This window comes from Actinoplanes awajinensis subsp. mycoplanecinus, assembly GCF_001509495.1.
GTDB lineage: Bacteria > Actinomycetota > Actinomycetes > Mycobacteriales > Micromonosporaceae > Actinoplanes > Actinoplanes palleronii.
In genome coordinates this window covers 1-16,454 of sequence record NZ_LLZH01000038.1, presented here as the reverse complement: position 1 = coordinate 16,454, position 16,454 = coordinate 1, and the positions used below count along the sequence as shown (strand labels likewise).

Below are 16,454 nucleotides of genomic sequence, written 5' to 3'. Positions count from 1 at the left end.
ACCGCCCACCTGGGGGCGCTAGCCGCACGCACAACCCGACCGCGGACCGCCACCGCCCCGAACCCGACCGACCGCGGACTTCCACCGCCCCACCGGTGCCCCGCGCGGACCCCGGCCGCCCCTTCAACGCCGAGCGCGGACCCCTGCCGCCCCACCGGTGCCGAGCGCGGACCCCTGCCGCCCCGCCGACGCCGAGCGCGGACTCCGGCCGCCCCACCCGCATCGATCACCCACGCTGACCGTTACAACAACACCGAGCGACTGGACATCCCGGCCCCCAACAACACCCCACCCACCTGCACCCGAACACATCGGGAACCACCCCAAGACCGCAGAGCCCCACCGAGATCAAAATAGGCTGAGCGGCATGGGATGTCCTCGGCTGGTGCTGGTGGTGGTGTCCCGGCCGCTGATACCACCACCAGCACCAGCCAGGGTCGCATCGCGCGCCGGCACCGCCCCTGGGGCACAGGACATTGCGCGGCAAGGGGGGCGCCGGGATGCGTGGCGCCGCCGACAACCTGGGGTGACCGGCTGGCAGGACCAGGCGCCCTTATTTCAGGACAGTCGCGCCCGGCCGCGGGCAGTCAGCGGCGCACCGGACCGCGCCCAGCGTCAACCCTGCCTGGCCAGCCACCCGAGGCAGACCCGGGCGCGGATCTGGAGGTGGGGCCGCGGGGGGTGCGGGTGGGCTAGATGGTCAGGTCGTGGAGGTGGGTTTCGGCCCAGTCCCGGAGTCCTCGCAACGGGAGGATCAGGCTCGCGCCGAGCGGGGTCAGTTCGTATTCGACGTGCAGGGGGACCGCCGGGTAGACCGTGCGGGTCAGCAGGCCGGCGTCCTCCATGCGGCGCAACGTCTGAGTGAGGACCTTGGGGCTGATGCCCTCCATGTGGCGCTGCAGGGCGCCGAAGCGCAGCGGGCCGTTCTCGAGGGCGCCGACCGCCAGCGTCGTCCACTTGTTGGCGATCAGGTCGAGCAGGCCGCGGCAGGGGCACAGTTCGGCGAAGACGTCGTGCTTGTCGTGTTCGCCGGTGGCGCAGGTGCTGGTCATCTGACCTCCTTACTTTCCGATGGATAGTAGCCGCCCTTGCGGGTAACTACCGCTCCGGGGATAGCTTTCCGGCGTTGCTCCCCCGTTCGGAAGGAAACGTCATGCGAGCCGTCACGCAGCAGGAGTTCGGTGGTCCGTCGGTGCTCCGGGTGACCGAGGTGGACCGGCCCGAACCGCTGCCGACCGAGGTGCTGGTCCGGGTGGTCGCGGCCGGGGTGAACCCGGTCGACTACAAGACCCGGGAGGGCGCCGGGATGGCCGGCGTTCTCGGTACGCCGCCGTTCGTGCTGGGCTGGGACGTGTCCGGGATGGTCGAGGCGGTCGGTTTCGGCGTGCACACCCTCGCGGTCGGCGACGAGGTCTACGGCATGCCGTGGTTCCCCCGCCAGGCCGCCGCCTACGCTGAGTACGTCACTGCCCCGTCCCGCCAGTTCGTCCGCAAACCCGCCTCGGTAGGCCACACCGCGGCCGCCGCCGTGCCGCTCGCCGCCCTGACCGCGTGGCAGGCACTGACCGCCGCGACCACGATCACACCCGGACAGCGGGTTCTGGTGCACGCCGCGGCCGGCGGGGTCGGGCACTTCGCCGTGCAGTTCGCCAAGCACCTGGGCGCGCACGTGATCGGCACGTCCCGCGCGGCCAACCACGAGTGGCTGCGGACCCTGGGCGCGGACGAGGTGATCGACTACTCCACGACCCGCTTCGAGGAGGCCGCCAAGGACGTCGATGTGGTTCTGGACCTGGTCGGTGACGTGGACACCGGAGTGCGGTCCATCGCCGCGCTCGCTCCCGGCGGTCTGCTGATCGCGATCCCGGCCGGTGTCGCCCCGGCCGTCGCCGAGGCAGCCGAGGCGGCCGGCGTCCGCGCCGTCCCGTTCCTGGTCGAGCCGGACGGCCCGGCCCTGGCCACGATCGCCCAGTTGATCGATTCCGGACACGTGCACGTCGAGGTCGCCGCGGTGCTGCCACTGGCCGAGGCCGCCGAGGCCCACCGCCTGATGGCCACCGGCCGCACCCGGGGCAAGCTCGTCCTGGAGATCTGATCCCGCAGCGGTGAGCCGGGCGCGGTGGTAAGCCGAGGCGCGACACCGCGCCCGTCCGGGCCGAGGCGCGCCCCCGGCCCCGGCTGGTGCTCAGGGGTGTCTCGACCACCCGGAGGCACCCCGGAGAACCAGCCGGGTTCCGCAGGCGCGCTGCGGACCAGGCGCCGGGACTGCGCAGCGCGAGACCACCACGGGACGCGGCTCGTAGCCTGCGGACGGCCGCTCCGTATTCGTACCGTAAAAGGGGTGACGCGGAGCCGGACCGCCTACCCTGCCCACTCCTTGGCCAGCAGTTCGAAGGAGCGGACCCGGTCCGCGTGCCGGTGGGTGATCGTGGTGATCAGGAGTTCGTCGGCGCCGGTGACCCGCCGCAGGGTCTCCAGCTGGGCGGCGACCGTCGCCGGCGAACCGACGAACTGGGTCGCCACCCGATCCGCGACCAGGTCACGGTCGTGATCGGTCCACGTGAAGGCGGCCGCCTCCTCCTCGCTCGGGTAGGGCACCGCGCCCAGCCCGGTCCGGATGCTGCGCACCCAGAGGGCATACGGCGCGGCCAGCCGCCGCGCGGTCTCGTCGTCCTCCGCCACGACGACGTCGGCCGAGACCATCAGGTGCGGCTTGTCGCGGGTCGCCGACGGCACGAAGGACGCCTGGTAGGCCGCCGCCGCCTCGAGGACCTTGGCCGGCGCCACGTGGTAGTTCGCCGCGAACGGCAGGCCCCGGGCCCCCGCCGTGCGCGCGCTCTCCCCGCCGCTGCTGCCCAGCAGCCACACCTCCAGGTCGGCGCCGGCGCCGGGAACCGCGGTGACCTCGTTGCCCTTGCCGTCCGGGTACGGGCCGGCCAGCAGCCCGTCGATCTGGTCGAGGATCTCGGTCAGCCCGAGTGGTTCCGCGCCGGGCTGGGACAGCAGGCTGCTGGCGAGCGCGGTCCGATCCGAGGCGAAGATCGGCGCCCAGGAGAACGGCTTGGGGATCAGCAGGCCGTCGACGACTTCCTCGCGCGTCTCGACAAAAGACGCAGAAACCCGCAACGCCTCCTTCTTCGCCTGACCGGACCGGCCCAGCCCGAGGTCGAACCGCCCCGGGTAGAGCGCGTCCAGCAACCCGAACTGCTCCACGATGGAGAGCGCGGTCTGATGCCCGGTCTGCACCGCACCGGACCCGAGCCGGATCCGCTCGGTCACCGCGGCCAGCTGCCCGAGCAGCAGCGCCGGCTGTGCCGACGCCACACCCGGGGTGAAATGGTGTTCGGCCACCCAGTACCGGTGGTAGCCGAAGTGCTCGGCGCTGCGGGCCAGGTCCAGGGTCCGCCGCAGGGCGTCGCCGACGTCGCCGCCGGACACCAGCGGCGCGAGGTCGAGGATCGAGAGGGGTACGGGCATGGCTCTTACCGACCTTTCAGCGGGCGTAACACGGGGGCGACCTCGCCGGCGAACAGTTCGAGACTGGCCCGCTGCTGCTTCTCGGTCAGGCCTTCGGTCTCCGCGGCCAGGTGGGTGATCTCGTGGCCGAACCGTTCGTGGTAGCGGTGCACCTTGTCGATGATCTGCTGCGGGCTGCCGACCAGCGCGGAGCTGCGCTCGATCCGGATCTTCGCCGGGTCGTGGCCGTGAAAGGCCCAGCGCTCCCGGTAGTAGTCGATCAGATCGGCATAGGGCTCGATCGGGTTCGTCACGTTGGCCGAGAAGAGCGGGTCGCCGTACCGCGCGGCCAGCTCGACCGACGCCTTGCTGGTCGCGCTGCCGTGCCAGATCGGGATCTCCGGCTGCAACGGCCGCGGCCAGGTCTCCGCGTCGGTCAGCGACGGCCGGAACTTCCCCTCCCAGGTCACTTTCGGCTCGCGCCAGAGCCTGCGGAACAGCTCGTAGCTCTCCCGCTGCCGGTCCCACTGGTCCTCGACGGTGACGTGGAACAGTTCGGCCTGCGCGGTCCCGTTGCCCTTGCCGACGATCAGTTCCAGCCGGCCGCCGGAGAGGTTGTCCAGGGTGCTGTAGTCCTCGAACGCCCGGACCGGGTCGAGCAGGCTGAGCGTGGTGACCCCGGTCCACAGCTGGATCGTCGACGTCTTCGCGGCGATGTGGCTCAGCACGACCGGTGGGGCCGAGGAGAGGAACGGCCGCTCGTGCCGCTCCCCCACGGCGAACCCGTCGAAGCCGAGCTGTTCGCCGAGGACCGCGCTGTCGACCACCTCGCGCAGCCGGGTGGCCGGGCTCTTCGTGTGGTCGAAGTAGGTGATCAGGGTGAGCAGCAGGAATCTCATGCCAGCCCCAGGTTGCCGCGCAGGGTGGTGGCCTCGTACGACGTCCGGAACACACCGCGTTCCTGCAGCAACGGGACCACCTGGTCGACGAAGTCGTCAAGCCCGGTCGGGGTCAGGTGCGAGACCAGGATGAACCCGTCGCACGCGTCGGTCTGGACGTATTCGTTCAGCGAGGCGGCGACCGAGGACGCGGTGCCGATGAAGTTCTGCCGACCGGTCACCTCGATGATCAGATCCCGGATCGAGAGGTTCTTCGCCTCGGCGCGCGCCCGCCACTCGGCCGCGGTCTTCAGCCGGTCCGGGTACATGCCGGCCCGGCCCTTGATGATCGTCTCGTCCTCGTCAAGCAGCGGGTCGGCCGAGGGCAGCGGCCCTTCCGGGTCATAGGCCGAGAGGTCCCGGTTCCACAGCTGCTCCAGCAGCAGGATCGCGGTCTGCGGACTGACCTGCTGCCGCCGGATGTGATGAGCCTTCTCCTGCGCGTCGGCATCACTGTCGCCGAGCACGTAGGAGACCCCCGGAATGATCTTCAACGAGTCGGCAGACCGGCCGTATTGCGAAAGGCGGCCCTTCACGTCCCGGTAGAACTCCTGCGCGTCGGCCAGCTGGTGGTGCCGGGAGAAGATCGCGTCGGAGTGCCGGGCGGACAGCTCCCGGCCGCCGTCCGAGTCGCCGGCCTGCAGGATCACCGGGTGGCCCTGCGGGCTGCGCGGCACCCCGAACCGGCCCTTGATGTCGAACTGCGAGCTCTGGATGTGGAAGTCGCCGCCGTCGGTGTCCCACAGCGTGCGGGCCGCCTGGATGAACTCGCCGGCCCGGACGTACCGGTCGGCGTGGTCGAGGAACCCGCCGCGCCGGAAGTTCTCGCCGAAGAACGCGCCGGGCGAGGTGACCACGTTCCACGCGGCCCGGCCGCCGGACAGGTGGTCGAGTGTGGCCAGCTGGCGGGCCAGCTCGTAGGGCTCGTGGTAGGTGGCGTTCAGCGTCCCGGCCAGCCCCAGGTGCGTCGTCACCGCGGCCAGGGCGGTCAGCACGGTCAGCGTGTCCGGGCGGCCGACCACGTCCAGGTCGTGGATCAGCCCGCGCTGTTCGCGCAGGCGCAGGCCCTCGGCCAGGAAGAAGAAGTCGAACAGGCCGCGCTCGGCGGTGCGGGCCAGGTACTCGAACGACCCGAAGTCGATCTGGCTGCCGGCCCGCGGGTCGCTCCAGACCGTCGTGTTGTTCACGCCCGGGAAGTGCGCCGCCAGGATGATCTGCTTAGGCACGTGCGGCTCCTTCATAACGGTTGACGGCCACCGGCAGGCCGAGGCGGGTGCGCAGGTCCGGCTCGGCGGACGGCGTGAACAGGCCGCGCTCCCGCAGCAGCGGGATCAGGTCCCGGGTGATCGCGGTGAGGTCGTGGGCGTCGTCGCCGGGCCGCAGCCGGATGCCGCTGATCCCGGACGGTTCCCAGCCGGCGATCAGGCCGGCGAGCTGCTCCGGCGTGCCGGCGAAGACCGCGGCGTCCGAGGTGGTCGCGGCCCGGCGGCGGATCGCGGTCTCCTGATCCGCGGCGAGGAACACCACAAGATCAGCAAAAACCAATTTATCGGTACGCCCATGGGCGCGAATCTGGCGCACGATCGTCGCGGCGCTGTCCACGTCGGACGGCGTCGTGAAGTACACGTCGACGTCGAGCCGGTCCCAGATCTGTGCGGCGTGCGCGAGTGCCGCGATCACCGGCTGCCCCTGCGGCGGCCGCGGCACGATCGACGGCCCCTTCACGGTGAAGTGCTCCCCGGTGAAGTCGATGTAGTGCAGCCGGTCCCGGTCGATGTACCGGCCGGTCGGGACGTCCTTGATGATCGCGTCGTCCTGCCAGCTGTCCCAGAGCCGGCGCACCACCTCGACCGCGTCGGCCGCCTCGCTGATCAGGTCGTCGACACCGAGGGGCGCCCGCCGCCCGAGCAGCTCCGCCTCGGCCGGGTCGGCGGAGATCCGCACCTGCCAGCCGGCCCGGCCGTGACTGACGTGGTCGAGCGTGGCCAGCGCGGTGGACAGGTGGAACGGCTCGGTGTGCGTGGTCGTGGCCACCGGCACGAGCCCGATGGACCGGGTCAGCGGCGCCACCCGCGACGCCACCAGCACCGCGTCCGGGCCCGACCGGCCGAACGTGTCGTCGAAGGTCGCGAAGTCGATCCTCGCCTCGTCCGCCTGACGGATCTGGTCGACCCATCGGGACGCGTCGAACGATGACCCGTTCAGGGCGACCGCCACGTGCAGTGTCATGCCGGAACCTCCAGTTTCGGTACGGCGTCGAGCAGTTTCCGGGTGTACTCGTGGCCGGGCCGGTCGAAGACGGCCGCGACGTCGCCCTCCTCCACCACCCGCCCGTCGTGCATGACCAGCACCCGGTCGGCCAGGTCCCGGATCACACCGAGGTCGTGCGAGATGAACAGCAGCGCGGTCCCGTCCCGTTCGCGGATCTCGGCGAGCAGGTCGAGCACCTGCGCCTGCACCGAGACGTCCAGCGCGGACACCGGCTCGTCGCAGATGATCAGACTCGGTCGCGGGGCGAGGGCCCGGGCGATCGCGACCCGCTGCCGCTGCCCGCCGGAGAGCTGCCGCGGGTACCGGTCGAGGACGTCCTCGCCGAGCCCGACCCGCTCCAGCAGCGGTGTCACGGTCGCGCCGCGCGGCAGGGCCTCGGCCACGATCCGCCGCACGGTCCAGCGCGGGTCGAACGCCGACAGCGGGTCCTGCGCGATGAACTGCAGCTTGCGGCGCAGCGCCCGGCGGGCCCGTTCCGGCACCCCGCTGAAGCGGGCGCCCTCGAACGTCACGCTCCCGGAGGTCGGCTCGACCAGCCCGAACAGCAGCTGGGCCACGGTGGTCTTGCCGGAGCCGGACTCGCCGACGAGCCCGACGATCTCCCCGCGCCGGATGCTCAGGCCGACGTCGCGGACCACCGTCCGGCCGCCGTAGACCTTGCGCAGCGCGGACGCTTCGGCGACCACCGGTCCGGGTTCGGCGGCACGCTCCCGGCGGCGACCGGTCGCGGCCGCGATCAATTCCCTGGTGTACGGGTGATCAGCACCGGTCAGCAGCACCCGCGACGGCCCGGACTCCACGAGCCGCCCGTCCTTCATCACCAGGATCCGGTCGGCGAGTCGCGACACCACGGCCAGGTCGTGGCTGATCAGCAGCAGCGTCTCGCCGGCCGCGCGCCGCTCGGCGAGCAGCGTCAGGATCTGGGCCTGCACGGTGGCGTCCAGGGCGGTGGTCGGCTCGTCCGCGATCAGCAGTTTCGGGCCGCCGGCCAGCGCGGAGGCGATCAGCGCGCGCTGGCGCAGGCCCCCGGAGAGCTGGTGCGGGTACTGCGTCGCGCGGCGTTCCGGCTCGGGGACGTGCACCTCGGTGAGCAGGCGGTGCACCTGTTTCGTACGAAACAGCCTCGAACCCTGACCGTGGACCCGCAGGACCTCGCCGATCTCCGCGCCCACCGTGCGCAGCGGATCGAGAGAGACCAGCGCGTCCTGGAGCACCAGTCCGGCGAAGCCGCCGCGCAGCCGGCGCCAGTCGCGGGGCGCGAAGCGGCGCGCGTCCTGACCGTCGACCTCGAGCCGGGTCGCGTCCACCCGCGCGCCCGGACCGGCCAGGCCGACCAGGCTGCGGGCGGTGACGCTCTTGCCGGAGCCGGACTCGCCGACGATCGCGACGCACTCGCCGGGCTCGACGGTGAAGCTGACCCCGCGCACCGCCTCGACGGTCCGCCGGGGCAGGTGGAACGTGACCCGCAGGTCCTCGACGTTGATCATGTGAGGTCCCGTCCCTCGAACCGGCGCTGCAGGAAGCGCCCGGCCACGGTCAGCGAGATGATCGTGGCGGTGACCACGGCGCCCGGCAGGATCGACGTCCACCAGGCGATGTGCAGGTACCCGCGGCCTTCGGAGATCATCGCGCCCCATTCCGGCGAGGGTGGTTGCGGTCCCATCCCGAGGAAGCTCAGCCCGGCGGCGAGCAGGATCGCCTCGCCGAGACCGATCACGGCGAGCACCGGGATCGGGCCGAGCACGTTGGGCAGCACGTGCCGCACCACCAGGCGGGCCCGGCCGGCGCCGAACGCGACGGCGTGCGTGACGTACGCGGCGCGGCGCACCACGAACGTCTGCGCCCGCACCACCCGGGCGAAGTGCGGCACCAGTGCCACCCCGATCGCCACGATCAGGCTGGTGGTGCCGGTACCGGCAATCGCGATGAACAGCAGCGCGAGCAGCACGAGCGGGAACGCGGACAGCGCGTCGAACGAGCGGCTCAGCGCCTCGTCGGCGATCCGGTGGCTGAGCCCGGCGATCAGGCCGAGCAGGATGCCGGCGCCGACCGCGATGACGATCGCGGAGACGCCGATGGTCAGTGAGTGCCGGGCGCCGTGCACCACCCGGTCGAAGACGTCCCGGCCGAGCTGGTCGGTGCCGAACCAGTGCTGCCCGGACGGCCCCTCCAGCACGTGCAGCGGGTCGGCGGCCAGGGGGTCGCCGGCGAACAGCGACGGCCACACCGCCGAGGTCAGCGCGACCAGCAGGAACAGCGCGGCGGCGGTGACGCCGGGCCGGGGCACCCGCCAGGTGAGGCGGGCCGCCATCGGCCGGATCAGGGCGATGGTCATCACTCAACTCCTCCTCAGCCGCGGGTCGATCACCAGGTAGGCCAGGTCGGTCAGCGTGTTGACCACGACGAACACCGTGGCGGCCAGGATCACCACGGCCAGCACCACCGGCAGGTCGCTGGCGTTCACCGCCTGCACGGTGACCTGGCCGAGTCCGGGACGGCCGAAGACCTGCTCGATGATCACGGTGCCGCCGATCAGCACCCCGAACGACCAGCCGAGCATGGTCACCGTCGGCAGCAGCGCGTGCTTGAGCGCGTGCCGGACCAGCACCGCGCTCTCCCGCAGCCCACGGGCCCGGGCGGTGACCGCGAACGGCTCGTCCAGCGCCCGGTCCAGCCCGTCGCGCAGCACCTGCGCCAGGGTCCCGGCGATCGGCAGGCCCATCGTGATCGCCGGCAGCACCAGCGCGGCGGCACCCTGCGCGCCGGAGACCGGGAACCAGCCGAGCCGGAACGAGAACAGGCTGAGCAGCACGATCCCGATCAGGAACGGCGGGGTGGAGACCAGGACCAGCTCGGTGGTCGAGCTGAGCCGGCGCACCCAGGGCCGCCGGGCGACGACGGCCAGCACCAGCGCGAGCACGATGCCGAACCCGGCCGCGGTCGCGGCCAGCTGCAGCGTCGGCCCGAGCTGGCCGCCGATCACCTCGGCGACCGGCCGCTGCAGCAGGTACGACCGGCCCAGGTCACCCTGGACCGCGCGCCAGAGGAAGTCGAAATACTGCACCACGGCCGGGCGGTCGAGGTGCCACTCCTGGATGATCTGCGAGCGGATCAGCGGGCTGTCGGCGCCGTCACCGATGATGGCGTCGACCGTGTCGCCCGGCGCGGCGAGCAGCGCCAGGTAGGCGGCGGTGGCAGCGGCCCAGAGGACCAGCACCCCGGCGCCCACCCGGCGCAGGATCGCCCTGGTCACTTGCTCAGCCAGAGGCGGTAGGCGCTGCCCGGCACCCCGGCGGTCGGTTCGAAGCCGACCCCGCCGACCGTCTTGGCCGCGGCGATCTGGTCCTGCGGCGCGTAGAGCGGGAACACCAGCGCCTGATCGGTGATCACCAGCTGCTGCAGGGCCCGGTACGTCGCGGTCCGCTTCGCCACATCCGTGGTGGCCACCGCGTCGTCGAGCAGCTTGTCCAGGTCCGGGTTCTTGACGCCGGTCCGGTTGATCGCGCCGGTCGAGTAGAGCAGCAGGTTCAGGGCGGCGCCGGCGTCGGTGTCGGCGCGGGAGTTGTCGAAGACCTCGTACTCGCCGTCGGCCAGCGCCTTGGTGGCGGTGCCCTGGTCGACGAGCTGAACCTGCAGGTCGATGCCGGCGCTCTGCTTGACCGCGGCCTGGATCGCCTGGGCCAGCACGTCCCGGCGGTCCCGGACGAACGGCGCGGACTGCACCAGTCGTACGGTCAGGCGCTTGCCGTCCTTGGTCCGGAAGCCCTCCGGGTCCTTGGTCGCCCAGCCCGCCTCGTCGAGCAGCGTGTTCGCCTGTGCCGCGTCTCCGCTGTACGTGCCCTCCAGGGTCTTGTCGTAGAACGGACTGGTCGGTCCGATCACGCTCCAGGCCCGGGTCGCGGTGGTCCGGTAGACCCCGGTGAGCACCGCGGGCACGTCCAGGGCCTCGCGGAACGCCTGCCGGACCCGGACGTCGTCGAACGGCGCGTGCGCGGTGTTGAAGTAGTACGAGTACGCCGACCCGGAGTTGAGCCCGCGCTGCAGGCTCAGGTTCGGGCTCGCGCTGATCAGCGACTCGTCGGTGGCCGGCACGCCCTCGATCACCTGCACCTGCCCGGAGGTCAGCGCGCCGACGCGCACCGAGGACTCCTTGAGGAACCGGTAGGTGATCTCGTCGAGGTAGGCGGGACCGGTGTGCCCGGCGTTGGCGGGCGCCCAGTCGTACGCCGGGTTCTTCTTGAAGTGGACCTGCTGGCCCGGGGTGTAGCTGTCCAGGATGAACGGGCCGGTGCCGGCCAGCTCGGGACCGCCGGCCTTGAGGTTCTTGGCGGCCTTGAGCGACGCGGGCGACACCTGGGCGCCCTGCGGCGAGGAGAGGAAGTCCAGGATCAGCACGTCCGGCTCGGTCAGCTGGAAGACGACGGTGGAGGCGTCCTTGGCCTCGACCGTGGCCAGGTTCTTCAGCTGCACGGCGGCGACCGTCGGGGCGTATCCAGCGACGCGCAGCTGGTCGACGTTCGCCTTGACCGCGGCCGCGTCGAACGCGGTGCCGTCGCTGAAGGTCACCCCGGTGCGCAGCGTGAAGGTGTACGTCTTGCCGTCGGCGGACACCTCGTATCCGGTGGCCAGCCAGGGCAGGTAGCCGCCCTTGTCATCGTGGGTGAGCAGGGCCTCGAAGCTGTTCCAGACCAGCAGCCGGGCCTTGGCCTGCGCGTAGAGGTGCGGGTTGAACGTGATCGGCTCGGTTTCGACGGCCCAGGTCAGCGAACCACCGCTGACGGGTTTGCCGGCGTCGGCGGCGCTGCCGGACGACTCGGCCGAACAACCGGCCAGAACCAAGAGAGACGTGGCGACAAGACTAGCGACGGTCACGCGGATGCGGCGCATGGACGACCTCCTCTCCCTATTTCCTATAGGTAAAATAGGAAACCTGCAAGAGGCTATGACGTCCGTGACACCGTGGTCACTCAGGCGGCGGCTTTCGCCGCATCCTCCCGGCCCTTCACCGCACGCACGGTGCCGAACCGGGCGAGCCCGCGCAGGTTCCGGAAGCGCGGATAGTCCAGCCGCTGCGGCCGCAGCTCCAGCCAGCTGTCCCGGTCCAGCACCCGGTGCCACTTCGCATACGGCAGGAACAGGTAGTGCTGCGGATACTTCGACTTGTCCTGGCTGGTGATCTTCAGGACCTCGGCCTGCCGCCCGGCCGTGCGCAGCACCAGCACCGGGCGGTCCTTCGAGTCGTCCGACTCGGCGAACGGCACGTCCGCGTACCAGATCTGGCCCGGCTTCGGCGGCCAGTGCCCCTGCCTGCGGTCGGTCGCGTGGCTCAGCGTCCCGGTCCGCCACTGGTCGAACAGCCGCCAGCCGGCCAGCCCGACCACGGCCAGCGCCACCAGCTGCACGATCGCCAGCGCCACCCCGATCCACACCCGGGACCCGGTCGTGGTCGTCGACCCGGTCACCACCGCGACCGCGCTCTCCGCCCCGGTGGCCGCGCCCAGCCCGGCCGCGCCGGCCAGCGCCACCACCCCGGCGACGGCCAGGTAGGCCGGCGGCAACCGGTCCAGCGCGGCCCAGGCCAGGATGCAGGCGAGCACCGCGACCACCACGTTCCCACCGGCCAGCCCGGGCACGCTCCACCACGGCATGCCGGCCGCGTCCCAGGCGACCACGGTCAGCGCCGGCGCGGCCAGCACCCCGGCGGCCCGGCCGAGCAACGGCAGCGGCCGGAGCCCGAGCCGGTCCGGCCGGTACCACCACGCCGTGGCGAGGGCGGTGGCCGGCGTCAGCAGCAGCCAGAGCACGGCCCAGCCCAGCTGCCGGTCGGGCTCGCCCGGCGTCGCCGGGACCGTCAGCACCGCGGCCGGCCAGGCCAGCAGCGTCGCGGCGAACCACAACGCGACAATCTTGAGCAGCAGGGAGAGCAGTCCACCACGCACGCTGCCGAGCGTAGTCCTTTGTGGACCCTACGTGCGACGGTCGAAACGGAGGTAGCCGGGCGGCAGCATCTTCAGCGCCGCCATCAGGCCGGCGGCCAGCAGGGCAGCAGCCACGAAGACCAGGTAGAAGTCCGCGATGCCGTCGTTGGCGATGATCACCACGAGCAGGATCCCGGCCAGCACCAGACCGAGCGCGGCCAGACCGTAGACCCGGCGGGAGTACCGGTGCGGTGCGGGCTCGGTGGTCTCGGTCAGGCCGGGGTTGGCGTCCTGCCAGCTCCGAGCGACCTCGGCCGGGACCTCGGGCAGCCGGAGGCCACCGTCATGGGTGCGAGCCGGCAACTGCCGGATCACCCGTTGATAGGACAGCATCGACGTCCCGAACGCGGCCGCTATCAGGAGGAACCCCCAGTGCGTCCAGCCGCCGAAGGCCAACGCGACGTACCCGAGCATCGAGGCCAGGCCCCCGCCGGTCAGATACGGGGCGAACCGGATCCGCCAGCGGGCCTTGGCGGCCACCTGCGGGCTGAACGGTAGCCGCATGCTGGGCTTGCGCCGGAACACCCAGATGCTCACCGGGATGTCCAGCCACTCCGGGCCGGGCGTACCGGTGTCCAGCGCCAGCGCCGGGATCTCCAGGGTGGCCACCCGGTCGGCGGGGATGACGAGTGTCGTCCGGTCGGTCATCGTGCATACCTCAACGCTCGGTGCGGGCGGATTCTCCGTGCGGTGCGCACCCCGCTGACGAAGATCACCGGCAGCGCGAACCAGACGGCGACCGACTGCTCGTGACCGTCGTTCGCCAGCAGCACACCGGCCCCGATCGAACCGAGCAGCAGCAGCACCACCGCCCACACAGCGTAGAAGCGCGGCGCATGCGCCCGGGTCACCGTCTTCCCGGTCATCCGGACGTCCGGGTTCAGTTCGGTCCACTGCCGGGCCGTCGCCGGGTCCATCTCCGGCAGCACCACCTCACCGCGGTAGGTCCGGTACGGCACCTGCTCCGGCCGCCGCCTGCTGATCACGGACCAGGCACCGATGAATCCCAGAATCCAGGCCCCGTACCAAGGCCCGCCATCACTCCGGACGAACACCTCGGCCGCGACCAGGTAGGCGGCGAACAGCAGCCAGCCGACCAGCGGGCGGTACCGGAACTCGAGGAGACGGCGGCCCGCCTGTTTCACACTGCGCGCGGCGAGCGGGACCCGCATCGTGCCGGAACCGGCCACCCCGCCCAGCGGGATGTCGACCCAGACCGGGTCGGGACCGCCGGTGTCCACGGCCAGTGCCGGGATCCGCAGGGAACTGAGCCGATCGGCCGGGATCACGAGTGTCGTCCGAGCTGTCATCGTGCCCGTTCCCGTCGATCTTCAAGAAGATCAACAGGGTACGGGAGATCAGCAAGTTCGTCACGACGCTGAACCATCCGGGGCGGACACGCGTTCCCACAGACGTGTCACAGACAGACCTTGCCGATCAGCAGAACCCGGACGACGAGCCGGGTTCGCCGGCGACGCCCGCCCCCGCCGGCGCCGCTGAAGCAGCGCCCGCCGCGCCCGCCGCGCCCCTGACCGCCTCTTCCGAGGCGGCCCCGGCCGCCCCGGCCGCCCCGGCCGCCCCGGTTGCCGCGGTTGCCGCGGCGACCCCGGCCGCCGCGGCGACCGAGCCTGTTGCTGAAGCGGCCACGGCTGCTCCGCAGACCGAGACCGCCCCCGAGGTGACCGTCGTCGAGGCCGTGGAGGGCCCCGAGGCCGGGACCGAGCGGTCCGGACCGAAGCCGCCCGGCCGGGTACGCCGCTTCTTCCGGCACACCGCGGTCAGCCGCAGCCTGACCACCCTCGCCTGCCTGATCGTCTTCGCCGCGCTGCTCTTCCCGAACGTGCTGCGCCGGCTCACCCTGGGCAACTTCACCCGGATCCCGATCGAGGCGGCCATCGGCATCGCGGTGCTGATCGTGCTGCCGCGCCGCCCCCGCCGCGTGCTCGCCACCCTGTTCGGCGTCACGCTCGGCTGGCTGGTCCTGGAGAAGTGCCTGGACATGGGCTTCTTCCAGGTGCTCGCCCGGCCGTTCGACCCGGTGCTCGACTGGGTGCTCTTCGACGACGCCTACGACTTCGTGCACGAGTCCTACGGACCGGCCGGCGCGTACGGCGCGATCGCCGCCATCGTGCTGCTGGTCACCGTGGTGCTCGGCCTGACCACCTGGGCCAGCCTGCGGGTCGCCGCGCTGCTCGCCGAGGACCGCCGCAAGTCCGCGTTCACCGCCGGCGGCATCACCGTCGCCTGGGCCCTGGCCCTGGTGCTCGGCCTGCCCACGCTGCTCCCGAACGTCCCGATGGCGGCCCGCACCACGTTCAGCTACGCCTGGGATCGCGCCGCGCAGGCCCGGGCCGGCATCAAGAACGAGGCCGCGTTCAACCGCGAAGTGAAGATCGACGCGTTCCAGAACGTCCCCGGCAACCAGCTGCTGACCGGGCTGACCGGCAAGGACGTGATGCTCACGTTCGTCGAGAGCTACGGGCGGAACGCGGTCGAGTCGCCGTACCTGGCCGAGGGTGTCGACCCCGTCCTGACCAACGGCACCGCGAAGCTCAAGGCGGCCGGGTTCAGCTCCCGCAGCGGCTGGCTCACCTCGCCGACGTTCGGCGGCGGCAGCTGGCTGGCGCACTCCACCACGATGTCCGGCCTGTGGATCAACAACCAGGGCCGGTACCGGAACCTCACCGCCAGCAGCCGGCTCACCCTGCCGAGCCTGTTCAAGTCGGCCGGCTGGGACACCGTCAGCGTGATGCCGGGCGCCACCCGGGCCTGGCCGGAGGGCAACTTCTACGGCTTCGACCGGGTGTGGGACTCCCGCAACCTCGGGTACGCCGGCCCCAAGTTCAGCTGGGCGCCGATGCCCGACCAGTACACGCTGAAGCAGTTCAGCCAGGTCGAATACCAGAAGGCCGGCCGCCGGCCGCTGTTCATCGAGATGCCGCTGGTCTCCAGCCACACGCCGTGGGCGCCGATCCCCGAGTTCATGCCCTGGGACCAGGTCGGCGACGGGTCGGTCTACAACGCGATCGTCGCCAACCAGCCGACCAAGGCGGAGATCTGGACCGCCTCGTCCAAGGTCCGCCAGGAGTACGGCAAGTCGATCCAGTACACGCTCACCACCCTCGTCGACTGGATCACCACCTACGGCGACGACAACCTGGTCATGGTCTTCCTCGGCGACCACCAGCCGTCACCCGTGGTGACCGGCGAGAACGCCAGCCACGACGTACCGATCACGATCGTCGCCAAGGACCCGAAGGTGCTCGACCGGATCGCCAACTGGGGCTGGACCGACGGCCTCAAGCCGGCACCGGACGCCCCGGTCTGGCCGATGAACTCGTTCCGCGACAAGTTCCTCACCGCGATGGGCCCCGGAGGCACCAAGCACTGACCCATCAAGATCAAATTCATGATGTCGTGCGTCCGCTGGGGTACAGACCGCCGCTCCCGCCGGGACCCCTCCGGGCTTCGCAGGCCGCTGGCGCGGCCAGAACGCGAATCCCTCCGGGGCGACGTCCGTGGCGGGTCACGACCGCTGAGTCAACATCACCACCCGCAAAAGCCGCGTGCGGCGCCGACCTCCACCGGCGCCGCACGCCCCTCCCCCACCCGCGCGAAGTCACGGCACCCCACCCGCAGCGTGTGAAGTTACGGCGCCCCCCGCACCCAAACTCCCCACGCAAACAGCCAACCCCGCAAGCGTGTGAAGTTACGGCGCGCTCCGCACCCAAACTCCCCACGCAAACAGCCAACCCCGCAAGCGTGTGAAATTGCGGCGCGCTCCGCACCCAAACTCCCCACGCAAACAGCC

General features: G+C 71.6%; 14 protein-coding genes. 2 read left to right on the top strand and 12 right to left on the bottom strand.

The features are described 5' to 3' along the window. Positions 1–692: 692 nt before the first annotated feature. Entirely contained in the window at positions 693–1,052 is a 360-nt protein-coding gene (locus ADL15_RS08580; RefSeq protein WP_067686803.1) for a winged helix-turn-helix transcriptional regulator, read from the bottom strand. A gap of 101 nt (positions 1,053–1,153) precedes the next feature. Here ADL15_RS08580 and ADL15_RS08575 point away from each other — a divergent pair, with 101 nt between their 5' ends. Further along, positions 1,154–2,095 carry an NADP-dependent oxidoreductase gene (locus ADL15_RS08575; protein WP_067686800.1) on the top strand — a complete coding sequence of 314 codons (942 nt, stop codon included), beginning with the start codon at positions 1,154–1,156 and terminating at the stop codon, positions 2,093–2,095. Positions 2,096–2,361: 266 nt separating this feature from the next. On the opposite strand, the gene ADL15_RS08570 is transcribed toward ADL15_RS08575, so the two are convergent. The 11 genes from ADL15_RS08570 to ADL15_RS08520 form a co-directional block, all read right to left on the bottom strand. Next, positions 2,362–3,477, bottom strand: a complete 1,116-nt coding sequence (locus ADL15_RS08570; RefSeq protein ID WP_067686798.1) for an LLM class flavin-dependent oxidoreductase — start codon at positions 3,475–3,477, stop codon at positions 2,362–2,364. A 5-nt stretch (positions 3,478–3,482) separates the two neighbouring features. Then, positions 3,483–4,355, bottom strand: coding sequence for an LLM class flavin-dependent oxidoreductase (locus ADL15_RS08565; protein ID WP_067686797.1), 873 nt, complete (start codon positions 4,353–4,355; stop codon positions 3,483–3,485). Beyond that, entirely contained in the window at positions 4,352–5,620 is a 1,269-nt protein-coding gene (locus ADL15_RS08560; protein ID WP_198170645.1) for an LLM class flavin-dependent oxidoreductase, read from the bottom strand. Before ADL15_RS08560 ends, ADL15_RS08565 begins: the two co-directional genes overlap by 4 nt. Further along, positions 5,613–6,623 (bottom strand): LLM class flavin-dependent oxidoreductase, encoded by a 1,011-nt coding sequence (locus ADL15_RS08555; protein WP_067686788.1) that lies wholly within the window; start codon positions 6,621–6,623, stop codon positions 5,613–5,615. Before ADL15_RS08555 ends, ADL15_RS08560 begins: the two co-directional genes overlap by 8 nt. After that, complete coding sequence (gene nikE, locus ADL15_RS08550; protein WP_067686784.1) at positions 6,620–8,152, bottom strand: nickel ABC transporter ATP-binding protein NikE; 1,533 nt, start codon at positions 8,150–8,152, stop codon at positions 6,620–6,622. Before nikE ends, ADL15_RS08555 begins: the two co-directional genes overlap by 4 nt. Further along, complete coding sequence (locus ADL15_RS08545; protein ID WP_067686809.1) at positions 8,149–9,000, bottom strand: ABC transporter permease; 852 nt, start codon at positions 8,998–9,000, stop codon at positions 8,149–8,151. Before ADL15_RS08545 ends, nikE begins: the two co-directional genes overlap by 4 nt. Positions 9,001–9,003: 3 nt before the next feature. Next, on the bottom strand, positions 9,004–9,918 hold the full coding sequence (locus ADL15_RS08540; RefSeq protein ID WP_157441247.1) for an ABC transporter permease: 915 nt from the start codon (positions 9,916–9,918) through the stop codon (positions 9,004–9,006). Next, positions 9,915–11,552 (bottom strand): ABC transporter substrate-binding protein, encoded by a 1,638-nt coding sequence (locus ADL15_RS08535; RefSeq protein ID WP_067686781.1) that lies wholly within the window; start codon positions 11,550–11,552, stop codon positions 9,915–9,917. Before ADL15_RS08535 ends, ADL15_RS08540 begins: the two co-directional genes overlap by 4 nt. 80 nt (positions 11,553–11,632) lie before the next feature. After that, positions 11,633–12,604 (bottom strand): hypothetical protein, encoded by a 972-nt coding sequence (locus ADL15_RS55140; protein ID WP_067686777.1) that lies wholly within the window; start codon positions 12,602–12,604, stop codon positions 11,633–11,635. Between the two features lie 27 nt (positions 12,605–12,631). Next, positions 12,632–13,291: a hypothetical protein gene (locus ADL15_RS08525; protein ID WP_067686775.1), complete on the bottom strand. Its 660-nt coding sequence runs from the start codon at positions 13,289–13,291 to the stop codon at positions 12,632–12,634. Next, the gene (locus ADL15_RS08520; protein WP_157441246.1) at positions 13,288–13,953 is read right to left on the bottom strand and encodes a hypothetical protein; all 666 of its coding nucleotides are present in this window, start codon (positions 13,951–13,953) and stop codon (positions 13,288–13,290) included. The genes ADL15_RS08525 and ADL15_RS08520 overlap by 4 nt, the downstream gene beginning before the upstream one ends. Positions 13,954–14,057: 104 nt before the next feature. On the opposite strand from ADL15_RS08520, the gene ADL15_RS08515 reads away from it, so the two are divergent. Then, positions 14,058–16,034, top strand: coding sequence for a sulfatase-like hydrolase/transferase (locus tag ADL15_RS08515; RefSeq protein WP_232343961.1), 1,977 nt, complete (start codon positions 14,058–14,060; stop codon positions 16,032–16,034). The last annotated feature ends 420 nt before the right edge of the window (positions 16,035–16,454 follow it).

Coding starts and splice junctions, on each gene's coding strand:
- ADL15_RS08580 (WP_067686803.1), bottom strand. CDS start 1,052: ATGACCAGCACCTGCGCCACCGGCGAACACGACAAGCACGACGTCTTC.
- ADL15_RS08575 (WP_067686800.1), top strand. CDS start 1,154: ATGCGAGCCGTCACGCAGCAGGAGTTCGGTGGTCCGTCGGTGCTCCGG.
- ADL15_RS08570 (WP_067686798.1), bottom strand. CDS start 3,477: ATGCCCGTACCCCTCTCGATCCTCGACCTCGCGCCGCTGGTGTCCGGC.
- ADL15_RS08565 (WP_067686797.1), bottom strand. CDS start 4,355: ATGAGATTCCTGCTGCTCACCCTGATCACCTACTTCGACCACACGAAG.
- ADL15_RS08555 (WP_067686788.1), bottom strand. CDS start 6,623: ATGACACTGCACGTGGCGGTCGCCCTGAACGGGTCATCGTTCGACGCG.
- nikE (WP_067686784.1), bottom strand. CDS start 8,152: ATGATCAACGTCGAGGACCTGCGGGTCACGTTCCACCTGCCCCGGCGG.
- ADL15_RS08545 (WP_067686809.1), bottom strand. CDS start 9,000: ATGACCATCGCCCTGATCCGGCCGATGGCGGCCCGCCTCACCTGGCGG.
- ADL15_RS08535 (WP_067686781.1), bottom strand. CDS start 11,552: ATGCGCCGCATCCGCGTGACCGTCGCTAGTCTTGTCGCCACGTCTCTC.
- ADL15_RS08525 (WP_067686775.1), bottom strand. CDS start 13,291: ATGACCGACCGGACGACACTCGTCATCCCCGCCGACCGGGTGGCCACC.
- ADL15_RS08520 (WP_157441246.1), bottom strand. CDS start 13,953: ATGACAGCTCGGACGACACTCGTGATCCCGGCCGATCGGCTCAGTTCC.